The sequence below is a fragment of the Streptomyces sp. WM6386 genome, from assembly GCF_000972385.1.
GTDB lineage: Bacteria > Actinomycetota > Actinomycetes > Streptomycetales > Streptomycetaceae > Streptomyces.
In genome coordinates this window covers 1-18839 of record NZ_JXTE01000015.1, presented here as the reverse complement: position 1 = coordinate 18839, position 18839 = coordinate 1, and the positions used below count along the sequence as shown (strand labels likewise).

General features: G+C 70.3%; 16 protein-coding genes and 3 pseudogenes. 11 read left to right on the top strand and 8 right to left on the bottom strand.

Annotated features, from left to right (window positions below; translation table 11 throughout):
• Window positions 1-208 precede the first annotated feature (208 nt).
• From TN53_RS11905 to TN53_RS11895, 3 genes and pseudogenes are all read left to right on the top strand, one after another.
• Entirely contained in the window at window positions 209-1093 is an 885-nt protein-coding gene (locus TN53_RS11905; RefSeq protein ID WP_046258482.1) for an MBL fold metallo-hydrolase, read from the top strand.
• Window positions 1090-2634 carry a class I adenylate-forming enzyme family protein gene (locus TN53_RS11900; RefSeq protein WP_234441569.1) on the top strand — a complete coding sequence of 515 codons (1545 nt, stop codon included), beginning with the start codon at window positions 1090-1092 and terminating at the stop codon, window positions 2632-2634. Before TN53_RS11905 ends, TN53_RS11900 begins: the two co-directional genes overlap by 4 nt.
• Window positions 2635-2773: 139 nt before the next feature.
• A pseudogene (locus TN53_RS11895) lies at window positions 2774-3085 on the top strand (aldehyde dehydrogenase family protein); the annotation flags it as partial.
• 88 nt (window positions 3086-3173) lie between these two features.
• On the opposite strand, the gene TN53_RS11890 reads toward TN53_RS11895, so the two are convergent.
• On the bottom strand, window positions 3174-3359 hold the full coding sequence (locus TN53_RS11890) for a hypothetical protein (RefSeq protein ID WP_046258479.1): 186 nt from the start codon (window positions 3357-3359) through the stop codon (window positions 3174-3176).
• Between the two features lie 240 nt (window positions 3360-3599).
• On the opposite strand from TN53_RS11890, the gene TN53_RS11885 reads away from it, so the two are divergent.
• Window positions 3600-4406: an SGNH/GDSL hydrolase family protein gene (locus TN53_RS11885; RefSeq protein WP_046258478.1), complete on the top strand. Its 807-nt coding sequence runs from the start codon at window positions 3600-3602 to the stop codon at window positions 4404-4406.
• Between the two features lie 70 nt (window positions 4407-4476).
• Complete coding sequence (locus TN53_RS11880) at window positions 4477-5775, top strand: DUF3533 domain-containing protein (protein WP_046258477.1); 1299 nt, start codon at window positions 4477-4479, stop codon at window positions 5773-5775.
• An 86-nt stretch (window positions 5776-5861) separates the two neighbouring features.
• Here the strand turns inward: TN53_RS11880 and TN53_RS11875 are convergent, their stop codons facing one another.
• The 5 genes and pseudogenes from TN53_RS11875 to TN53_RS44870 all read right to left on the bottom strand — a co-directional run bounded on the left by TN53_RS11875 (window position 5862) and on the right by TN53_RS44870 (window position 9184).
• Window positions 5862-6437 carry a PadR family transcriptional regulator gene (locus tag TN53_RS11875; RefSeq protein ID WP_046258476.1) on the bottom strand — a complete coding sequence of 192 codons (576 nt, stop codon included), beginning with the start codon at window positions 6435-6437 and terminating at the stop codon, window positions 5862-5864.
• 89 nt (window positions 6438-6526) lie between these two features.
• A pseudogene (locus TN53_RS11870) lies at window positions 6527-6982 on the bottom strand (PucR family transcriptional regulator); the annotation flags it as partial.
• Window positions 6983-7402: 420 nt separating this feature from the next.
• Window positions 7403-7735, bottom strand: a complete 333-nt coding sequence (locus TN53_RS11865) for a hypothetical protein (RefSeq protein ID WP_159038116.1) — start codon at window positions 7733-7735, stop codon at window positions 7403-7405.
• Between the two features lie 374 nt (window positions 7736-8109).
• Window positions 8110-8304 carry a DUF397 domain-containing protein gene (locus TN53_RS44875; RefSeq protein WP_095046439.1) on the bottom strand — a complete coding sequence of 65 codons (195 nt, stop codon included), beginning with the start codon at window positions 8302-8304 and terminating at the stop codon, window positions 8110-8112.
• Entirely contained in the window at window positions 8273-9184 is a 912-nt protein-coding gene (locus TN53_RS44870) for a helix-turn-helix domain-containing protein (protein ID WP_159038115.1), read from the bottom strand. Before TN53_RS44870 ends, TN53_RS44875 begins: the two co-directional genes overlap by 32 nt.
• Window positions 9185-9323: 139 nt before the next feature.
• On the opposite strand from TN53_RS44870, the gene TN53_RS47795 reads away from it, so the two are divergent.
• From TN53_RS47795 to TN53_RS11840, 3 genes are all read left to right on the top strand, one after another.
• Window positions 9324-9890 (top strand): hypothetical protein, encoded by a 567-nt coding sequence (locus TN53_RS47795; RefSeq protein ID WP_052745181.1) that lies wholly within the window; start codon window positions 9324-9326, stop codon window positions 9888-9890.
• 16 nt (window positions 9891-9906) lie between these two features.
• The gene (locus TN53_RS11845; RefSeq protein ID WP_046258471.1) at window positions 9907-10176 is read left to right on the top strand and encodes a hypothetical protein; all 270 of its coding nucleotides are present in this window, start codon (window positions 9907-9909) and stop codon (window positions 10174-10176) included.
• Window positions 10177-10327: 151 nt separating this feature from the next.
• A complete protein-coding gene (locus TN53_RS11840) occupies window positions 10328-10546 on the top strand; it encodes a hypothetical protein (RefSeq protein WP_046258470.1) in 219 nt (72 codons plus the stop codon).
• A 372-nt stretch (window positions 10547-10918) separates the two neighbouring features.
• On the opposite strand, the pseudogene TN53_RS11835 reads toward TN53_RS11840, so the two are convergent.
• Window positions 10919-12121, bottom strand: a pseudogene (locus tag TN53_RS11835) (PucR family transcriptional regulator ligand-binding domain-containing protein); the annotation flags it as partial.
• Window positions 12122-12346: 225 nt separating this feature from the next.
• Here TN53_RS11835 and TN53_RS11830 point away from each other — a divergent pair.
• Genes TN53_RS11830 through TN53_RS11820 form a run of 3 tightly spaced genes read left to right on the top strand, consistent with a single transcriptional unit; the run spans window position 12347 to window position 17912 of the window.
• Window positions 12347-13615 (top strand): aspartate aminotransferase family protein, encoded by a 1269-nt coding sequence (locus TN53_RS11830; RefSeq protein ID WP_046258469.1) that lies wholly within the window; start codon window positions 12347-12349, stop codon window positions 13613-13615.
• Window positions 13612-16476 (top strand): FAD-binding and (Fe-S)-binding domain-containing protein, encoded by a 2865-nt coding sequence (locus TN53_RS11825; RefSeq protein WP_046258468.1) that lies wholly within the window; start codon window positions 13612-13614, stop codon window positions 16474-16476. Before TN53_RS11830 ends, TN53_RS11825 begins: the two co-directional genes overlap by 4 nt.
• The gene (locus tag TN53_RS11820) at window positions 16473-17912 is read left to right on the top strand and encodes an NAD-dependent succinate-semialdehyde dehydrogenase (protein ID WP_046258467.1); all 1440 of its coding nucleotides are present in this window, start codon (window positions 16473-16475) and stop codon (window positions 17910-17912) included. The genes TN53_RS11825 and TN53_RS11820 overlap by 4 nt, the downstream gene beginning before the upstream one ends.
• 357 nt (window positions 17913-18269) lie before the next feature.
• Here TN53_RS11820 and TN53_RS11815 read toward each other — a convergent pair.
• Window positions 18270-18839, bottom strand: a 570-nt coding sequence (locus TN53_RS11815) for an IclR family transcriptional regulator (RefSeq protein WP_046258466.1), incomplete at its 5' end; no start/stop codon positions are given.

Below are 18839 nucleotides of genomic sequence, written 5' to 3'. Positions count from 1 at the left end.
CGCTGTCTGCGCGGGGTCGCTTGTCCCGCAGTGCGCCGTATCAACCGCTCCAGCAGCCACGGTGGCGCTTCAGAGCAACGTGGCGCTCGCGTACCAGCGTTCGGCGCACTCGTTCCATGAGTCACCGAGCGTGCGTTCAAAACCTGACTTCGCCCGCCGACGTGCGCAATGCCGCGTCGGCCGACAGCACCGCAACCGGAGGTACCTCGTGACCACTGACACCCACTCCTCGCCGGCCGCACCCATCCGCGCCACGGTCTTCGCCGGTCGCTGGCCGAATGTCCCGGCCGAGGAGTTTCCCGGCGTTCCGAACGGCACCTTCTCGCCCACCACGGCCACGCTCGTGAGCGGCGCCACCGAGGTGGTCCTGATCGACGCGCTCTACCTCAAGGACGACGTCCGCGACCTCGGTGACCTGATCGAGCGCACCGGCAAGAAGCTCACGACGATCTACATCACCCACGATCACGCTGATCACTACCTCGGCTTCGGACCGCTCCTGGAGCGGTTCCCGGAGGCGAAGGCCGTGGCGCTGGCCCACGTGGTCGAGTCCATGAAGCAGACCATGCAGGTCCAGATCGAGCAGTGGCGCATGCTGTTCGGCGACACCTGCATCATGGCGGGGCCGCTTCCGGAGCCGCTCGAAGGCGACACGCTGTACGTCGACGGATCTCCCCTGCACATCATCGAGGTGAAGCAGGCCGACATCCATCCCACCAGCATCGTGCACATCCCCGAGATCGACGTCGTCGTGGCCGGTGACTCCATCTACAACGAGATCCACCCGATGCTCGGCCTGTCGACGCCCGACGAGTGGCAGGACTGGCTCGAGACCGTCGCCACCGTGGAGAGCCTCCGCCCGCGCATGATCGTGTCCGGACACCGCAGGCCCGACGGCGACGACTACGCGGTCGAGACCATGATCGCCCAGACCCGCGCCTACCTCCAGGACTTCGCGGCTGCCTCCGAGGTCGCCAAGGATGCCGAAGAGCTGGTGGCCACCATGGTGGAGAAGTACCCGCACCACGGCAACGTCTGGACGCTCCAGTTCTCCGCCGGAGCGGCGATCGCGCAGCGCGATGGCACTGAGTGACCGAGCCAGTCACCCGAAGCCCGCACTGTTGCCTTCGCGTTGAAACGCGCCACACCACGATAGGTGACCTCACCATGAAATTCGCCTCTCTGCCCGACCGTCGCGCCGTATCCACTCCGGATGGGCCCGCGGTTGCCGACGGGCGTCAGTCGCTCACCAATGCCCAGTTCCTGACCCGTGTCCGGGCTGCCGCTCGTCACCTTCAGGACCTTGGGATCGGTACTGACGATGTCGTGGCGCTCAAGCTGACGAACCGCGTCGAGTTCGTGTTTCTGCTGTTCGCGGCCTGGCGGCTCGGGGCGACCGTCACCCCGGTCAATCCGAGCCTGACCGAGGGTGAGGTCGCACGGCAGCTCCACGACTCGGGCGCACGCGTGCTGGTCGTCGAGGACGGCACGACCGCTGCAGGCGTCGCCATGCTGTGCGTCGACGGCCTGTACGGAGAGATGGTGGGGTCGGGTCCGGCGCCGCAGCCGGACTCGACCGCGCCGGCACTCTTGATCTACACCAGCGGAACGACGGGCGTACCGAAGGGCGTGATGCTCGACCACTCCAACATCGACGCCATGGCGGCGATGGGGTGCCAGGCGATCGAGGCCGGCCCGACCGACCGCTGCTTGCTGATCCTGCCGCTCTTCCACGTCAATGCCATCGTGATCAGCGTGCTCATACCGCTGGTCGCGGGCGGCAGTGTCTTCATCACCGACCGGTTCGACCCCAAGACCTTCTTCGATCTCGTCGAGCGGGAGCGACCCACCTACTTCAGTGCCGTGCCCACGATCTACAACATGCTCGAGGCGCTGCCGGCCGATGTTCGACCCGACACGTCCTCGCTGCGTTTCGGCACGTGCGGCGCGGCACCGGCCTCCGCCGAGCTGCCGATCCGATTCGAGGCTCGGTACGGCTTCCCCATCATCGAGGGTTACGGGCTGTCCGAAGGAACCTGCTTCTCCACCGTCAACCCCGTCGCGGGTCCGCGCCGGGCAGGCACCGTGGGGGTTGTCGTCCCGGGGCAGGAGCTCCGGATCGTCGACGAGCAGGGCAATGCACTGGCGACCGGCATGGATGGTGAGGTCATCGTGCGTGGCCCCAACGTCATGCGTGGCTATCTCGGCCGGCCGGAAGACACGGCGAAGACGATCGTGGACGGCTGGCTGTACACGGGCGACGTGGGCCACTTGGACGCGGAGGGCTACCTGACCCTGGTCGGGCGATCGAAAGACATGATCATCCGCGGTGGCGAGAACATCTACCCCAAGGAGATCGAGGACGTCCTCACGGCTGACCCGTCTGTCCTCGAGGCCGCCGTCATCGGTGTGCCTGACGAGAAGTGGGGTGAGGTGGTCGTCGCCTACGTCCAGCCGCGACCTGGTGCGACTGTCCTTCCCGCGGCTCTGGAAGCGCTGACTGCGCACCACCTCAGCGGTTACAAGCGGCCGACGTCGTTCTTCGTGGTCGACGCCCTCCCCAAGAACGCCGTCGGCAAGATCGACAAGCCCTCGTTGCGGGCCGCTCACGCCGCAGCCCTGTCATCCCATTGACCACCAGCAGCGGCTCGGTTGTCGAGGGCTTGCCTTCTTCGAAGGTCGGGTGGCCCGCGGGGCGCGATTCCCTCCCGCCACCCGATCGTCTTCGAAGGTGCCGGCCGCAGCGGCCGGTATGACGCTTCAGGGGCATGCTCGAGCGGTCCAGGAGGAGATCTTCGGCCCGGTGCTGACGGTTCAGGCCTTCGACACCGAGGAAGAGGCGATCGCGCTGGCGAACAGCACGCCGTACGGACTCGCCGCCGGTCTGCGGACCTCCGACCTGGCGCGCGCCCACCGCGTCGCCGTGCGACTGGACGCCGGCATCGTCTGGGTCAACGACTGGGCCATGCTCGATCCCGCCGTGCCCTTCGGCGGCGTCAAGCAGTCCGGCTTCGGACGCGAATCCGGGCCGGAGGCGCTGGAGGCGCACACGAGGACCAAGTCGGTCGTCATTTCCCTTGCCTGACCCCTCGACAGGGCCGGCTCCGAGCGCCCGGTCGCCGACGACGGGCCCTCCCGGGCGGGATCGGCCGGGTGAACTCCGTCCCCGGCTCTTACGAGCCGGAGGTGAGCCGGGGGCATGGCGGTCTGGCAGTAGGCGTGTCGCCCGGGCGGTGGACGCCACCGTTGAAGGTGACCCGGTACGGGCGGTGCGGCGCGAAACGGCGGGCGGTGGTGAAGCCGACCGCGTCCTTGTTGCGCATGCCGTTGATGACCCGGGCGCTCAGGTGCCGGCGCATGCCGTGGTCGGTGCTCAGGTCTGAAGAGGGAATGGGCGGTGAGGTCGGCGCGGGACCAAGGCGGGGGACTGCGGCGGTGGACCGCCCTCGACGGCCTCACTCCTGTCCGAGCGGCGTCACTTTGCAGGAAGGTGAGCCCGCAGCTACCCTCATACTCAACAATGCGACTAGGTGTCTAGTTGTTTAGCGATGGCCGTGTGCCACTTCCAACAGCAGCGTTGACGAGAGGCGGTCGGCCCCGTGTCGAGCAGTGGGTATCTGCGCTATGTCGCCCTGGGCGACAGTCACACCGAGGGGCTCGGGGACGGCGACGACGCCGGTGGTCTTCGGGGCTGGGCGGACCGGCTCGCCGAGCAGGTCGCCCGCCACAGCCCCGGCCTGCGCTACGCCAACCTCGCGGTGCGCGGCCGTAAGGCCGGTCAGGTGCGCGCCGAGCAGCTGACTCCCGCTCTCGCGATGCGGCCCGACCTCGCCACCGTGGTGGCTGGGGTCAACGACGTGTTGCGCCCGGGCTGCGACCTCGACGAGGTGGCCGGCCATGTCGAGGCGATGTTCGCCGCCCTCACCGCGCAGGGCGCCACCGTCGCGACCCTCATGTTTCCCGATGTCGGCCGTATCACGCCGTTGGCCCGCCCGATCGGTCACCGTGTTCTCGCACTCAACGCGCGCATCCGGGAGGCCGCCGACCGCCACGGCGTGGTGGTGGCGGAGACGGCCGCGCACGCGGCGGCGACCGATCCGCGGTTGTGGAGTGCTGACCGGCTGCACGCCGGCCCGCTGGGACATACGCGCATCGCGGCTGCCGTGGCTCAGGCGCTCGGCCTGCCGGGCAGCGACGACAAGTGGACCCTTCCCCTTCCGGCCGAGGGGACAGACACCCCTGTCTGGAGGACCGTGGGTGCCGAACTGCGCTGGGCCGGCACCTTCCTCGGCCCTTGGGTAGGCCGCCGCCTGCGTGGCCGCTCCTCCGGCGACGGCCGCCAGGCCAAGCGGCCGGCGCTGCTTCCGGTGGCCGCGTCCGCCGGGGACATCTCCTCAGCCGTATGAGGCTCCCGCCCGGGACGACGCCGGCGGCTCCTCCTGCTGCACTTCTCTCTTCCTCGTACCGGAGCTGGAAATGAGTAATGCCCACCCCTTCCGCGTCCTGCGCGCGAAGCGTCTGTGGACCGTCAACGGTGTGATCGTGGGCTTCGTGGCACTGCTGTTCACGGTGTTCTACGTCGGCGCCAACATCGACCCTGCCGGTCACCTGCACAATCTGCCCGTCGGCCTGGTCAGCTCCGATGAGGGGTCGAAGGTCGGTGGCAAGCAGACCGACCTCGGTGCACAGATCACCCAGTCGATCAAGAAGTCGTCCCAGGGCGGAGACAGGATCGACTGGAAGGTGATGGACGAGGAGGAGATGAGGGAGGAGCTGGGCGAGGGAAAGTTGTTCGGCGCGCTCGTCGTGCCCCGCGACTTCACCGCCACTGTCGCCGCCCTCACCGGCCCCGGGGCGGCCGGCAAGCCCGTCCGCCCGACACTCACCGTGCTGACCAACCAGTCCGCCGGCAGCGTGGGGTCGAGCATGGCGCGGCAAGCCACGACGATGGCCGCGCAGTCGGCTTCCGCGCAGGTGGGTGAACAGCTGACCGCTCAGGCTCAGGCCGCGCAGGCCCAGCTGCCCGCTGCCGCGCGCCTGCTGCTGGCCGACCCGGCCGTGGTGCAGATCGAGGACGGGCATCCGCTCGACTCGCACAGCGGCCTCGGTCTGAGTGCCTTCTACTACTCCCTCGTCCTCGTCGTCTGCGGCATGCTCGCCGCCAATGTCATCAGCGGCCAGGTGGACCACGCCCTCGGCTACACCCACAGCGACATGGGCCCGCTGCGGGTCCACAACCCGCTGCTGCGCGCGACTCGCGTCCAGACCCTGGCCATCAGTAGCACGCTCATGATCGGTCTGTCCCTGCTCATGGGCAGCCTGGCCCTGGCCGCTGCGGTGGGCATCATGGGCATGGACGCCTCTCACCTGCCCCTGCTGTGGCTCTTCTCCGTGTGCGCGATCGCGGTTGTCGGCATCGGCGGGCTCGGACTGCTCGCTGTGTTCGGCACGCCGGGGATGCTGTTCATCACGATCTTCTACATCGCCATGGCGGTACCGACGTCCGGCGCCACGGTCCCCCTCCAAGCGCTCCCCGGTTTCTACCGTGCCCTCGGCGAGTTCGAGCCCCTGCGCCAGATCACGGGCGCCGTCCGCTCCATCCTCTACTACGACGCCCAGGCCGACGCGGGTCTGACCCGGGGCTGGGTGATGCTGGGCGTGGGACTCGCTGTCGCCGGCCTCTTCGGGTTCGGCATGACCCGCTTCTACGACCGCAAGGGGCTGCATCGCATTCCCGCCGACGAGGAACCGCAGCCGGCCCTCGCTCGGGCATAGTTCGACGACCGATGAGGGGTGGAGCTGGGCACGACCGCCCCATCCCTCACTTTGTTGACCAACAGTGTGACTGGGACCGCCGCAGGTCAGCCGTCGGCCCGGAGCGCGGCCGTGCGCTGTTCGAGCCTGCGCAGCGCCATGTCCCCCCACCGGGGGTTCTCCCGCTCGAACGACATCCCGCGCAGCAGGGTGAGATACGGGCCGATGCGCTCGGCCTCGGCGAAGTGCGCCTCCTCGGAGCGCCCGTCGAACAGGCGCTGCCGGAGCCGCTCGTAGCGGGCCAGCTTGGCGGTGGCCCACTCCATGCGCTCGGTGATGGCGGACCGGACTGCTTCCATGTCGCCCGCGTCCAGGCACTGCACCTTGACAAGCAACTCGTCCCGGGTCACCGCCGGTTTACCCAACGGCTCGGCGGTGTAGGCGTGGACGGCCTTCCGCCCGGCCTCCGTCAAGGAGAACAGTCGCTTGTTGGGGCGGCGCTTCTGCTCGACGACGCGGGCCGTGACGAGTCCTTCGGCCTCCATGTGATCCAGCTCCCGGTAGAGCTGCTGAGGCGTCGGCATCCAGAAGTTGGCGACCGTCGCGTCGAACGCCTTCGCGAGGTCGTACCCGGACGCCTCGCCCTCCAACAGCGCGGCCATCACCGCGTTCCGCAAAGCCAATCGACGCCCAGTGGACGCGTGAGGCGGAGGTGTCGGGGCGGTGGTCCGGCGGCCGGGAGACCGTGATCCAGTTGGGGTTGGCTAGCTTCTCAGCGGGTGCGTAGGACGTCAAGCGCCGTGAGAGCGACGTGGAGTTCCGTTCGTTGTTCGCCCGATTCGAGGTCACAGTCGAGCAGGCGCTCGATGGTGCGCAGGCGTTGGTAGATGGTCTCCCGGGACAGATTGCCGCGGCGGGCGGCGGTGGTCTTGTTGCCGGCGGCGTCCAGGTAATGACGCAGGGTTGTCAGCAGATTGGTGCCATGTCGGGTGTCGTGGTCGATGAGACGGCCAAGTTGGCGTTCCGCGTACTCCTGGATGCGGGTGTCCTCGCGGAGTGCGTACAGGAGTTGGCGCAGGCCGATGTCGGAGAGCTCGTGGAACGATCTGCCCTCGGGGAGGGGCTCACCGGGCACGGCCGCCTCGGCCACGCGTCCTGCCTCACGGAAGGAGCGGGCGGTGTCGGCGATATCGGTGACCTCCAAGCCGACGCTGACGACGGCATCTGGGGTCGGGCATGTCCCGAAAACTGCGCGCCATGACACCGCCCAGCGTTGACCCGCTAGCCCGCGCACGGCTCGTCCCGCGCCAGGGCTTCGCCCCGCGCGCAACATCGCCCGCTCCGGGGCTCGGCTCGTTCCGCGCCCGGCTCGTTGCGCGCCGGGACTCCGCCCGGCGCGCAACATCGCCGGACGCGGAACATCGCCCCGCCCGACGCCGTGGTTTCCACACGCAAAAACACCGCTGCGGCCCCAGACCAAGCTATGCGCGTGAGTGCCCCAGGGCTGGCGCCCTGTGGCACTCACGCGCGCTTGGCCGCGCCTGGCGGCACGGCTTGGTCGCGCGCAAAGCGCGCGGCAGGGCCGCGCCATGCGGCGCGGCCCTGCGTTCGTCCTGTCCGTGTTCAGGCCGCCGTGGGCGGCCTTGGATCACTCGAAGGCGCGGTAGTGCAGACCTTGGGCAGCGGGGAACTCGCCCGGTCCTTCGAGCTCAACGCCGATCGGCGTGTCCTCACAGTCGTCATCTGTCGGGCCGTACAGCAGGATTGAGCCGCTGTCCAGGTCCGCCTTCGTGGTGCCCTCCGGGACCTCCTGGCAGGAGCCGGTGACGATGTCGCCGGTGTCGACGCCAAGAGCGGTCTCGAACTGCCCGATGACGGCGAGAGCCCCGACGTCGGCGGCGCTGGCGGGGGGGGCGGCGAAGCCGCCGATGGCGAGCGCGGCGGCGGAACCGGCCGCGAGCATCGCGATCTTCCTTCGCATGGTTTGCCTTCCGTGGTTGCGGGTTGGCCGGTTGCGCCGTGGGGGGTTCGTTTGGCGCATATATCTACGGCCGTTTCGGACTCTTCGAACGTATCCCGGTTGTTTGGGTGCGGCTACGGGTTGTGCGGCGTTGTATGCGGTATGTCTGGTTCCGGGTGGGTCATATGCCGCGTGACCTTGTGGCGCGCCTGGTGGCGTGTTCGAAGGTGACCGTTGGCGATTGGGGTTGCCCGGTTGGGGCGGGCGGTTTCGGCCAGTTGGGGGTTGTATGTCGTTGGCATGTGCCGGGCGCAGGGTTTTGGGCGGGTGCGGGTGGATGCGGGGGCGCCCCCGCTCTGGGGGAGCGGGGGCGCCGTGGGGTGCCTGATGGTGGGTCAGGTGTTGGGTTGGTCGGGCCGGATCGTGGTGAGGAAGTTGGTCCAGGCCGAGGCTTTGATGTTGAGTTGGGGTCCGTGGGTTTGTTTGCTGTCGCGGATTTTGATGTGGTTGGGGGTGGGTTGGGCTATTTCGACGCAGGAGCCGTTTTCGCCGCTGTAGCTACTCTTGCGCCAGCGCAAACGGGAGGCCATTTTGCTGGGTCCGCCTTTCGTGGTGTTGGAGGGTGGTGGTGATCAGTTCGCGGCTTTCGGCTGGGGGCAGCGCGTCGGCTTTGAGCTTGGGGTAGGTGTTGAGGAGGTGGGCGAGGTCGGGGGTTTCGTCGTCGAGGAAGTAGTCCGAGGCGGGGGTTTCTAGGTAGCCGACGGGTGGGTCGTCGTCTGTGAAGGCGAAGATCGTGAAGGAGCCCATCATGCAGGCGTGCGCGCCGCCTGCGAATGGCATGATTTGCAGCGTGATGTTCGGTTGGTGGCTGGCTGTGAGCAGGTGTTGTAGTTGTTCGTGGTGGACGTCGGGTCCGCCGACTTGGTAGTGCAGGGCGGCTTCTCCGAGCACGACCGATAGGTGCGCGTCGTCGCGGGCGGTGAAGGTGGCTTGGCGGCTGACGCGCGCGATGACGCGCGCTTCGACGCGTTCGTCGGTTGCTTCGAGCAGGCTGCGGCGGGCGTGCGCGCGCGCGTAGTTTGGGGTTTGCAGCAGGCCGTGGGGCATGGTCGGTTCCCATGCCTGGATCAGGCGGGCGTCGCGTTCGATCTCGATCAGTTCGGAGTATGCCTCTGGGAGGCGGCCCCGGAGCGGGCGCATCCAGCCGGGCTCTTGTGGTTTGGCGGCTAGCGCGAGGAGCTTTTCGCGTTCTCCGGGGGTGGCTTCGAGCTTGTCGGCGACGGCGAGGATCTTGCTGATCTGGGGGCGGCGGGTGCCGTTCTCCATCGAGATCCAGGTGCCCCGGTTGACGCCGATCAGCTCGGCGGCCTCGGCCTGCGTCAGGTCGGCGCGCTCGCGCAGCCGTTTGACGATCCCGCCGAGCCGCACGAGGCGGCGGTTGAGCACGGTTCGACGCCCAGTGTTCGACATGGGTCCAGCGTACCCCGTGTCGAATCTCCAACAGTTGGAAGTCCAACTGTTGCGTTTTTTGGTCTGGAGGGTGCAGACTGAAGCCACCCGATGACGGAGCGTCCCCGAACCGGACGCGTGCCAGCTTAGGAGGGTGGCCATGCAGGCTGTGACGCAATTGCAGTACGCCCCCGGATTAGGTGATCGGCAGTACCCGCCCGGCGAGCAGCCGGACCCGAGTTTCCAGGCGCCCGCCCCCACCCCACCGGGGCCGATAGGCACCGCCGAGCGCAGGCAGCAGATCCGCGACCTCAAGGCCATGATCGCGCACTTCGGCGCACACTGGTTTTTCTGGTTTGAGGGGCGCCGCTGGACGGCGACGCGGATCGCGGGCGACGAGCACAAGGGCGAGCGCATCGGGCAGCGCATCGAGGCCGACGCCCCGGCCGAGATCGCCGCCCGCATCATCGCCACCATGCCGCCGCCGGATGACGCGCCACCCGCGCCGCCCAACACTGCGCCGCCGAGCGTGCCGCGCCCCGTGCACCCGCACCCGCAACCCGCGCCGCCGCCGACGCACATCGCCCCGGCGCGACCGGTGCAACCCGTGCCGCAGGCGCCGCCCGAGCCGGTGACGGCGGGACCGCCGCAGCGGTCGGGGTGGCCGCAGTATCAGATGCGCGCGCCGGGGCGCGCGGTCCAACCGGTTGCGAGTGGCGTGGCGTAGGTGGAGAGGAGTCACGATGGACGACGACGAGGACGGGCCGCCGCCGTTTTCCAAGGACGGGGCGCACCCAGAGATTCACGCGCTGCTGTGGGACAAGCGGCGGCGTGTGGTGGGCACGGTGGAGACGATCGGTTATCGGATCACGCTGCGCCCGGAGGGCGGCGGGCGTGAGTGGGACCCCGAGTGGGCCGACGTGCGCCCCGCGACCGAGGCCCACCGGCGAGCGTCACGGATGCGCACCGGCGTGGCGACCGCCAACCGCCGCAGCCGCGGGGAGGTGTTGTGAGCGACCACCCCCAACCGGCCACGCCCGCGCCCCGCCCCGAACACGAGGCGGACGATGCGCGGACGGGTTTCGACGGTCAGGCAATGACGGCGGTCGAGGCGCTCAGCCTGCGGTTGCTGGCCGCCAACCGACGCAGACGGGAGACGCCACGATGACCAACACCACCAGCCCGCAGGGCGGCGAGCCGTGCGCGCAGTGCGCCGAGTTCGAACGCCTCAAGGCACAGGCCAAAGACGAGGGCGACTACAGCAAGGCGACCGACTATCAGGTGTTGATCGACCGCCACCCGACCCACGACCCGCACCAGCAGCCCACGCCGCGCGCGAAGCCCAGCGCGCCCCGCTACACCGGTCCCCCCGTCTGGGGGTGACGGTGTTCTCGCGGACCGGTTGATCGCCCGCGCACCCACTAACCACAACCGACCAAAAGCAGCAGCAAGGGGCGCAACCCGGCGCCCCCTCGAATCCCCCTGGAGCAAGCATGGAAATCGCCAACGGACACGCACGGGTTTCTACGGCCCCCGCCCTCCCGCAGCGCACCCGCCGCCACCGCAACCCCGCCCGCGTTCACACGCCGTTGACCCGCTCGCACCTGCGCAGCATCGCCCGAGCGCTTGAGGGCAAGCTCTAACACTCCCACCCGGCGCGGCACGCGCCGCGCCCCAAGAACAGGCCCCGGCCGGTGATGTCCCCCCTCACCGACCGGGGCCGCTGCCATTCCAGCCCGCGCACGTTTCAGGACATGCCCCTGGGGTCTGGTCCAGGAGGTTGCGGGCCAGCCGCTCGACGGTCGGTCGCCAGGACTGGGAAGGGCGCAGGACCAGGAGGGCGCCGAGGCGGGCGGGAGCCAGTTCGCCGACGAGTGCCGGAACCCCTGCGGTCCGCAGCTCCCGGGACAACCAGCCCTCCGACTCGGCGCCTTCTCCTGTGTAGCCGGCCACCAGGACGGCGAGGAAGCGGCTGTCCTCGGTGGGCAGGCCGAGCGCGACGAACCGGGCCCGGGCGTCCTCGGGGGAGTGATGGCGCTGTTCGGCGAGGTCGCGCAGGGCGCTTCGGTGAGCGGTGCGTTCCCAGGGCGTGGGATGGGTGAGGCGCGCGATGGTCAGAGCCATCGCCGTTCTCTCCAGCACGGTGATGTCCTCGGGGCCGAAGCCCGCGCCGGGCGGCGCCGGGAGCATCACGACCCGGCCCCAGCGTTCGCCCTGGTATTCGACGGGAACCACGAGCCAAGCCTCGGGGCCGAGCGCCGCCGAGTGATCGCGCGACGGGGTCATCCTGGAGCGGCGCTCCCAGTCGGTGAGCGCGTCTTCCACCGTCGTACCGGAGGGCTCGCAGATCAATGCTTGGTGCACCAGGTTCTCCAGGACGACCGTGCGGCCGCTCATCTCCGCCGCCGAGCGCACGACGTCCTCGGCGCCGGCGCCGCGCAGGGTCAGGGCGGAGAACGCTTCATGGATGCGCTGGGTGCGGCGCATGGCGTCGGCTTGGTTGCCGAGGATGAGGGCGTGGACGACCTGGGTGACTTCCAGGAAGTTGACGTCCTTGCCCAGGGTGATCAGCGGGAGGCCACGGGTTCGACAGGCTTGGACGAGTGGCTCGGGTGGGCGGTGGTAGCGCCGTACAAGCTCGATGACGAGGGCCGCGGCTCCGACGTCGGTGAGCTCGTCCACGTAGCGGCGTACCCCCGCGGCGTCGTCCGGCAGGGGCATGCCGGTGGTCAGGACGAGTTCGCCGCCCTTGAGGAAGGAGGCGGGATCTGTGAGTTCGGTGATGTGGACCCAGCGGACCAGCCGGTCAAGATGGGCCGCGCCTGCGACGACCTGCGGCTGTCCTGTTGCCAGCACGGGGAGGGCCAGAACGTCGGCGACGGTGAGTGGGCGGCCTGTCGTACGGGTGTCCAGGCTCTCGGTGACCGGCGGCGGGGACGTTCCGGCGTTCTCTCTCATGGTGCCTCCCTGGGTGCCCGGACACTGTGACAAGCAGCACTGACCTGCGCAAGAGCTGTCCGGTGGTCGGGCCGGAGCTCCCGTGCGTGCGAGGCGCCCTGGGGTGGTTGACACAACGTCCGGATGTCGCGGCCCCGCCGGACAGATCGGGCGTTGGCGCACCCCTGGTCCGCGGAGATGCTCGGGATACCGCAGCAGACCGAATACCGAGGCCGGGAGACGAACATGACCGCACTGTCGCCGCACCTTCGCCAGGCCACGCCCGTGGTGGCGGCCCGGGGCGAGGGCGTCCACCTCTTCGGCCAGGACGGCCGCCGCTATCTCGACTTCACCGCCGGGATCGGCGTCACCAGCACCGGGCACTGTCACCCCAAGGTCGTGGCGGCGGCGCAGGAGCAGGTGGGCACACTGATCCACGGCCAGTACACGACGGTCATGCACGAGCCGCTGCGCCGCCTCGTCGACAAGCTCGGGGAGGTGCTGCCGGCCGGCCTGGACAGCCTGTTCTTCACCAACTCCGGCAGCGAGGCCGTCGAGTCCGCGCTGCGCCTGGCCCGCCAGGCCACCGGCCGCCCCAACGTCATCGTCTGCCACGGCGGCTTCCACGGCCGCACGGTGGCCGCCGCCTCCATGACCACCTCCGGCACCCGCTTCCGGTCCGGCTTCGCCCCGCTGATGAGCGGCGTGGTCGTCACCCCCTTCCCGTCGGCCTACCGCTACGGCTGGGACGAGGAGACCGCGACCCGCTTCGCCCTGAAGGAGCTCGACTACACCCTGCAGACGATCTCCTCGCCCGCCGACACGGCCGCGATCATCGTCGAGCCGGTGCTCGGCGAGGGCGGCTACGTCCCCGCGACCCGGGCGTTCATGGAAGGTCTGCGGGAGCGGGCCGACCGGCACGGCTTCCTCCTCATCCTCGATGAGGTGCAGACCGGCGTCGGCCGCACCGGCCGCTTCTGGGGCCACGACCACTTCGGCGTCACCCCCGACATCCTCGTCACCGCAAAGGGCCTGGCCAGCGGCTTCCCGCTGTCCGGCATCGCCGCCTCCGAGGAGCTGATGGCCAAGGCGTGGCCGGGCTCGCAGGGCGGCACGTACGGCGCCAACGCCGTGGCCTGCGCGGCGGCCGTCGCCACCCTCGACGTCGTACACGACGAGAAGCTCGTCGAGAACGCCGACGCGATGGGGGCGCGCCTGCGCCAGGGCCTGGAGGCGGTGGCCGACCGCACGCCGGGTATCGGTGACGTTCGCGGCCTGGGCCTGATGCTGGCCACCGAGTTCGTCACCGAGGACGGCGGCCCCGACCCCGAGACCGCCGCCCGCGTGCAGCGCGCCGCCATCGACGAGGGCTTGCTCCTGCTGCTGTGCGGCGCCTGGAACCAGGTCGTACGGATGATCCCGGCCCTCGTCATCGACGAGACGGCGGTGGACGAGGGCCTCCAGGCGTGGGCGACCGCGGTGGAAGCCGGTACCTCAGGAGCATCGCCGCGATGAGCGACAGCGTGGCACGGCTGACCGCCCGCCTCACCGAGACGGCTCCCGGCCTGCGGGTGGAATCCGGTCCGGGCGCCCTCGGCCCGTACGCCTTCGACGCCTCCAACTACCGCGTCCCCCCGCAGGCTGTGGCCTTCCCCCGCAGCGCCGACGACGTGGTCGCGGTGCTGCGGGCCTGCAAGGAGACGGGCATCCCCATCACCGCCCGCGGCGGCGGAACCAGCATGGCCGGCAACGCGGTCGGGCCGGGCGTCGTCCTGGACTTCTCCCGGTACATGAACCGGATCCTGGACATCGACCCGGCCGGCGGGACCGCGCGTGTCGAGGCCGGAGTCGTCCTCGACACGCTGCAGAGCGCGACCGCCCTGCACGGGCTCTCCTTCGGCCCCGACCCGTCCTCGCACAGCCGCTGCACCCTCGGCGGGATGATCGGCAACGACGCGTGCGGGAACCGGTCCGTGCGGCACGGGCGGACCAGCAGCCACATCGAGGCGCTGGAGATCGTGACGGCCGAGGGTGTGCGGGCCGTCGCCGACCGTACCGGCCTGCACCCGACCGACCCACGCGACACCGACCACGTCACCCGCCTCGAAGCGGACGTACGACGCCTGATCGGCGACAACCTGGGGCCGATCAGGACCGAGCTGGGCCAGATCCCCCGTCAGGTCTCCGGCTACCAGCTGCACCACCTGCTGCCCGAGCGCGGCTTCGACATGGCCCGCGCGTTGGTCGGCACCGAGGGCTCCTGTGCGGTCGTCACCGCCGCGACGGTCCGCCTGGTGGCGACCGCACAGGCTTCCGCGCTGCTGACCCTCGGCTACGACGACGTCGTCGACGCGGCCGAGGACGTGCCGGAGATCCTGCGGTGGAATCCGACCGCCGTCGAGGGCATGGACGAGGCGATCGTCGCCACCATGCGCGCCCGCCGCGGCCCCGACTCCGTCACGGGACTGCCCGAGGGGCGCGCTTGGCTGTACGTCGAACTCGACGGCGACGACCAGGCCACGGTCAACACGCGCGCGGCCGAGCTCCTCGACGTGCTCAAGGCACAGGGTCGGATGACCGGCGGGCGGGTTGTGGAGAGCGCGGCCGAGCGGCGCTCCCTGTGGCGGGTCCGCGAGGACGGGGCCGGCCTGGCCGCCCGCCTCGTCGACGGCGGAGAGTCGTGGCCGGGCTGGGAGGACTCGGCGGTGGCGCCCGAGAACCTCGCCGGATACCTGCGGGACTTCCGCAAGCTGTTGGCCGATCACGGGCTTACGGGCGTGATGTACGGGCACTTCGGCGCGGGGTGCGTCCACGTGCGCATCGACTTCGACCTCGCCACGGACGAGGGCCGCGCCGCCGCCCGCCGCTTCCTGCACGAGGCCGCCGCCCTGGTCGTCGCCCATGGCGGAACGCTGTCGGGCGAGCACGGGGACGGGCGGGCGCGCGGCGAGTTGCTGGAGGTCATGTACAGCCACCGGATGATCCGGGCGTTTGCCGCTTTCAAGCAGGTCTTTGATCCCGAGGGGCTGCTGAACCCCGGCGTCATCGTGGCTCCCGCCCCGCTCGACGCCGATCTCGCGCTGCACCAGATCCAGCCCCTGGCCACGGAGTTCACCTTCCCGCACGACGAGGACGGCTTTGCGGGCGCGGCCCGCCGCTGCGTCGGCGTCGGCCGATGTCGCAGCGACGCGGGCGGCGTGATGTGCCCCAGCTACCGGGCCACGGGAGAGGAGAACGACTCCACGCGGGGCAGGGCCCGCCTCCTCCAAGAGATGGTGCGCGGCGAGACCATTCAGGACGGCTGGCGGTCCACGGAGGTACGGGACGCCCTCGACCTGTGCCTGTCCTGCAAGGCATGCTCCAGCGACTGCCCGGTCGGCGTCGACATGGCCACCTACAAGGCGGAGTTCCTGCACCAGCACTACAAGGGCAGGATCCGGCCGCGCTCCCACTACTCGCTGGGCTGGCTGCCCCTCACCTCCGCCCTCGCCGGATACGCCGCCCGCCCCCTCAATGTCCTGTTGCGCGGACCGATCGGCACACTGCTCGCCCGTCTTGGAGGCGTCACGACGAAGCGCAGGATCCCCGCCTTCGCCCCCCGGCGCAGCCTGCGCAGGGTCCTGCGCAAGGCGAAGAGCGGCGAACCGGCGAAGGCCCTGCTCTTCGTCGACAGCTTCACGCGCGCCTTCCGTCCCGAGGTGGCGGGGGCCGCGAGCCGTGTGCTCGCCGACGCGGGAATCCCCTGCACGGCTCAGGACGGCTTGTGCTGCGGTCTGACCTGGGTCAGCACCGGCCAGCTCTCCGTGGCCCGCAAAATCATGGCCCGTACGGTCGCCTACCTCGACAACGGCGACGAACGGCCCATCATCGTGGCCGAGCCAAGCTGTGCCGCCGCGCTCAAGCGCGACGTGCCCGAGCTCCTCGGGACGGACGCCGCCCGGCGGGTCGCGGACCGCGTTCACACCTTCACCGGCGCCCTGACCGACCTGGCCGCCGACTGGACGCCTCCCGAGCTGCCGGACGACGTCGTCCTGCAGACCCACTGTCACGAGTACGCCACCTTCAAGGGCAGCCGCCCAGCCGACCTGCTGCGCCGACTGGGTGTGGGCAAGGTCGACGAGGCCGAGGGCTGCTGCGGCCTCGCGGGCAACTTCGGCTTCGAGGAACAGCACTACGACACCTCGATGGCCGTCGCCGGCCTGGCCCTGAAACCTCGCCTCGACGGCATCGGCCAGGACACGCCGACCGTCGTCGTGGCCGACGGCTTCAGCTGCGCCACCCAGATCGACCATCTCGCCGGTGACCGGGGCCTCCGGGCCCTGCACCTAGCGGAACTGCTCGACCCCGCTGCCGATCAACCAGGAGAGACGTCATGACCGACACACCCGCGCAGTTGTTCATCGGTGGGTCCTGGGTGGACGCCGCGGACGGCGCCACCATGCCCGTGGACGACCCCGCGACCGGCGAGATCATCACGTACGTCGCCGACGCGGGCGCCAAGGACGCCCGGCTGGCGGAGGACGCGGCCGTCCAGGCGCAGGAGGAGTGGGCCCGTACGGCCCCGCGGGCCCGCAGTGAGATCCTGCGCCGCGCCTACGAGATCGTCCTCGAGCGCACCGACGAGCTGGCCCACCTGATGACGGCCGAGATGGGCAAGCCGTTGGCCGAGGCCAGGGGAGAGGTGGCGTACGCGGCGGAGTTCTTCCGCTGGTTCTCCGAGGAGGCCGTGCGTATCGACGGCGGTGGCGGCATCCTGCCCGACGGCCGCAACCGCATGCTGCTGTCCCGCCGCCCGGTCGGCCCCTGTCTGCTGATCACACCGTGGAACTTCCCGCTGGCCATGGGCACCCGCAAGATCGGCCCGGCAATCGCGGCCGGCTGCACGATGGTGCTCAAGCCGGCCCCGCAGACCCCGCTCTCCAGCCTGGCCCTCGCCGCGATCCTCAAGGAGGCCGGGCTGCCGGACGGCGTGCTCAACGTCGTCACCACCTCCCGTGCGGGGGAGGTGTGCGAACCGCTCCTGCGCGGCGGGCGGATTCGCAAGCTGTCCTTCACCGGCTCCACCAACGTGGGGCGGTTGCTGCTCGCCCAGTGCGCCGACGCCGTCGTACGCACCTCGATGGAGCTGGGCGGCAACGCGCCGTTCATCGTCTTCGAGGACGCCGACCTGGACAAGGCCGTCGACGGCGCGATGCTCGCCAAGATGCGCAACATGGGCGAGGCGTGCACCGCCGCCAACCGCTTCTTCGTACACCACTCGGTGGCGGAGGAGTTCGGACGTCGCCTGGCCGAGCGCATGGGCGCGCTCGTGGTCGGTCCCGGTACCCGGGACGGCGTCGACGTCGGACCGCTGATCGACCGGGCCGGGCGGGCCAAGGTCGAGGAACTGGTCGCCGACGCGGTGGAGCGCGGCGCGCAGGTGCTCGTCGGCGGCCGCGCGCCCGAAGGGCCGGGCTGCTTCTACCCGCCGACCGTCCTCACCGACGTCGACTCCGGCAGCCGACTGATGGACACGGAGATCTTCGGCCCCGTGGCGGCGATCCTCACCTTCGATGACGAGGACGAGGTGATCCGCCGGGCCAACGACACCCCCTGGGGACTCGTCGGCTACGTCTTCACCGAGGGCCTGGACCGTGCCCTTCGCGTCAGTGAACGCCTGGAGGTGGGCATGGTCGGTCTGAACACCGGCCTCGTCTCCAACCCTGCCGCCCCCTTCGGCGGCGTCAAGCAGTCCGGACTCGGGCGCGAGGGCGGCCGGGTCGGGATCGACGAGTTCCTGGAGTACCAGTACCTCGCGGTGCCCGTGCGATGACGGCGGTCATGCCCTGACTCCTCCGCCTCGCGCACCGCGACGGGCCGCCCCCGTGCCCGGTTTCCACACCACCGGGCACGGGGGCAGACGGCCTTCAGCGACACCGGGTGGTGTCCCTTTGCCGTCACCGACTGGCATCCCGGACCGGTACCACCCGGTGTCGGCCAGGGGCGTTGGCGATGGCCCTCACAGGCTGCCGGGTGCGGCGTCCAGGCGGAACGAGCGTGAGCGCTTGGGTGTCCGGCTTGTCGTGGAGGCAGGCACCGGTTTCCCGGCTCCACCTCGATGCGGGACAAAGGGCGGCACCTGCGCGGCACCCGCCCCTGTTCCGACCAGGGGCGCGCGGGGGAGCGGCTGTCAACCCAGGCGGCGAGCGGTGATCTCCGCTGCGGTGTCGGCGACCAGCCGGCCCAGCTCGGGCAGCCGGTCCGGCGAGAAGCGGGAGTCGGGAAGGGAGACAGCCACGGCGGCCAGCGGGCTGCCGTCGCCGTCCAGGACGGGCGCGGCGATGGCGCAGACGCCGGCCAGGTACTGGTTGCGGTTGACGGCGTATCCGTTCTTGCGGACGCGCCGCAGTTCGGCGCGCAGTTCCGCGGGGTCGGTGGGGGTGGAGTCGCTGTAGCTCTCCAGTCCGCGGGTGACGATCTCGTCGATGTCCGCCTCCGGCAGATGGGCGAGGACGGCGTGTCCGGTGGCGGTGGCGTGCAGGGGCGAGGTGTCGCCGATGGCGTGGTGGGTCCGTACGGCATGGTCGCAGTCGACGCGGTCGACGACGACCATGCACTGGGGTGCGTCCGGTACGCAGAGGTGGATGGTCTCGTTCACTGCGTCGCGGAGGCGGACCATGGGGTCGCGTGCGGCGGCGTAGAGGCTGGATCCCTGGAGGGCGGCGGGGCGTACGGCGAGGACGCGTGCGCCGATCTCCCA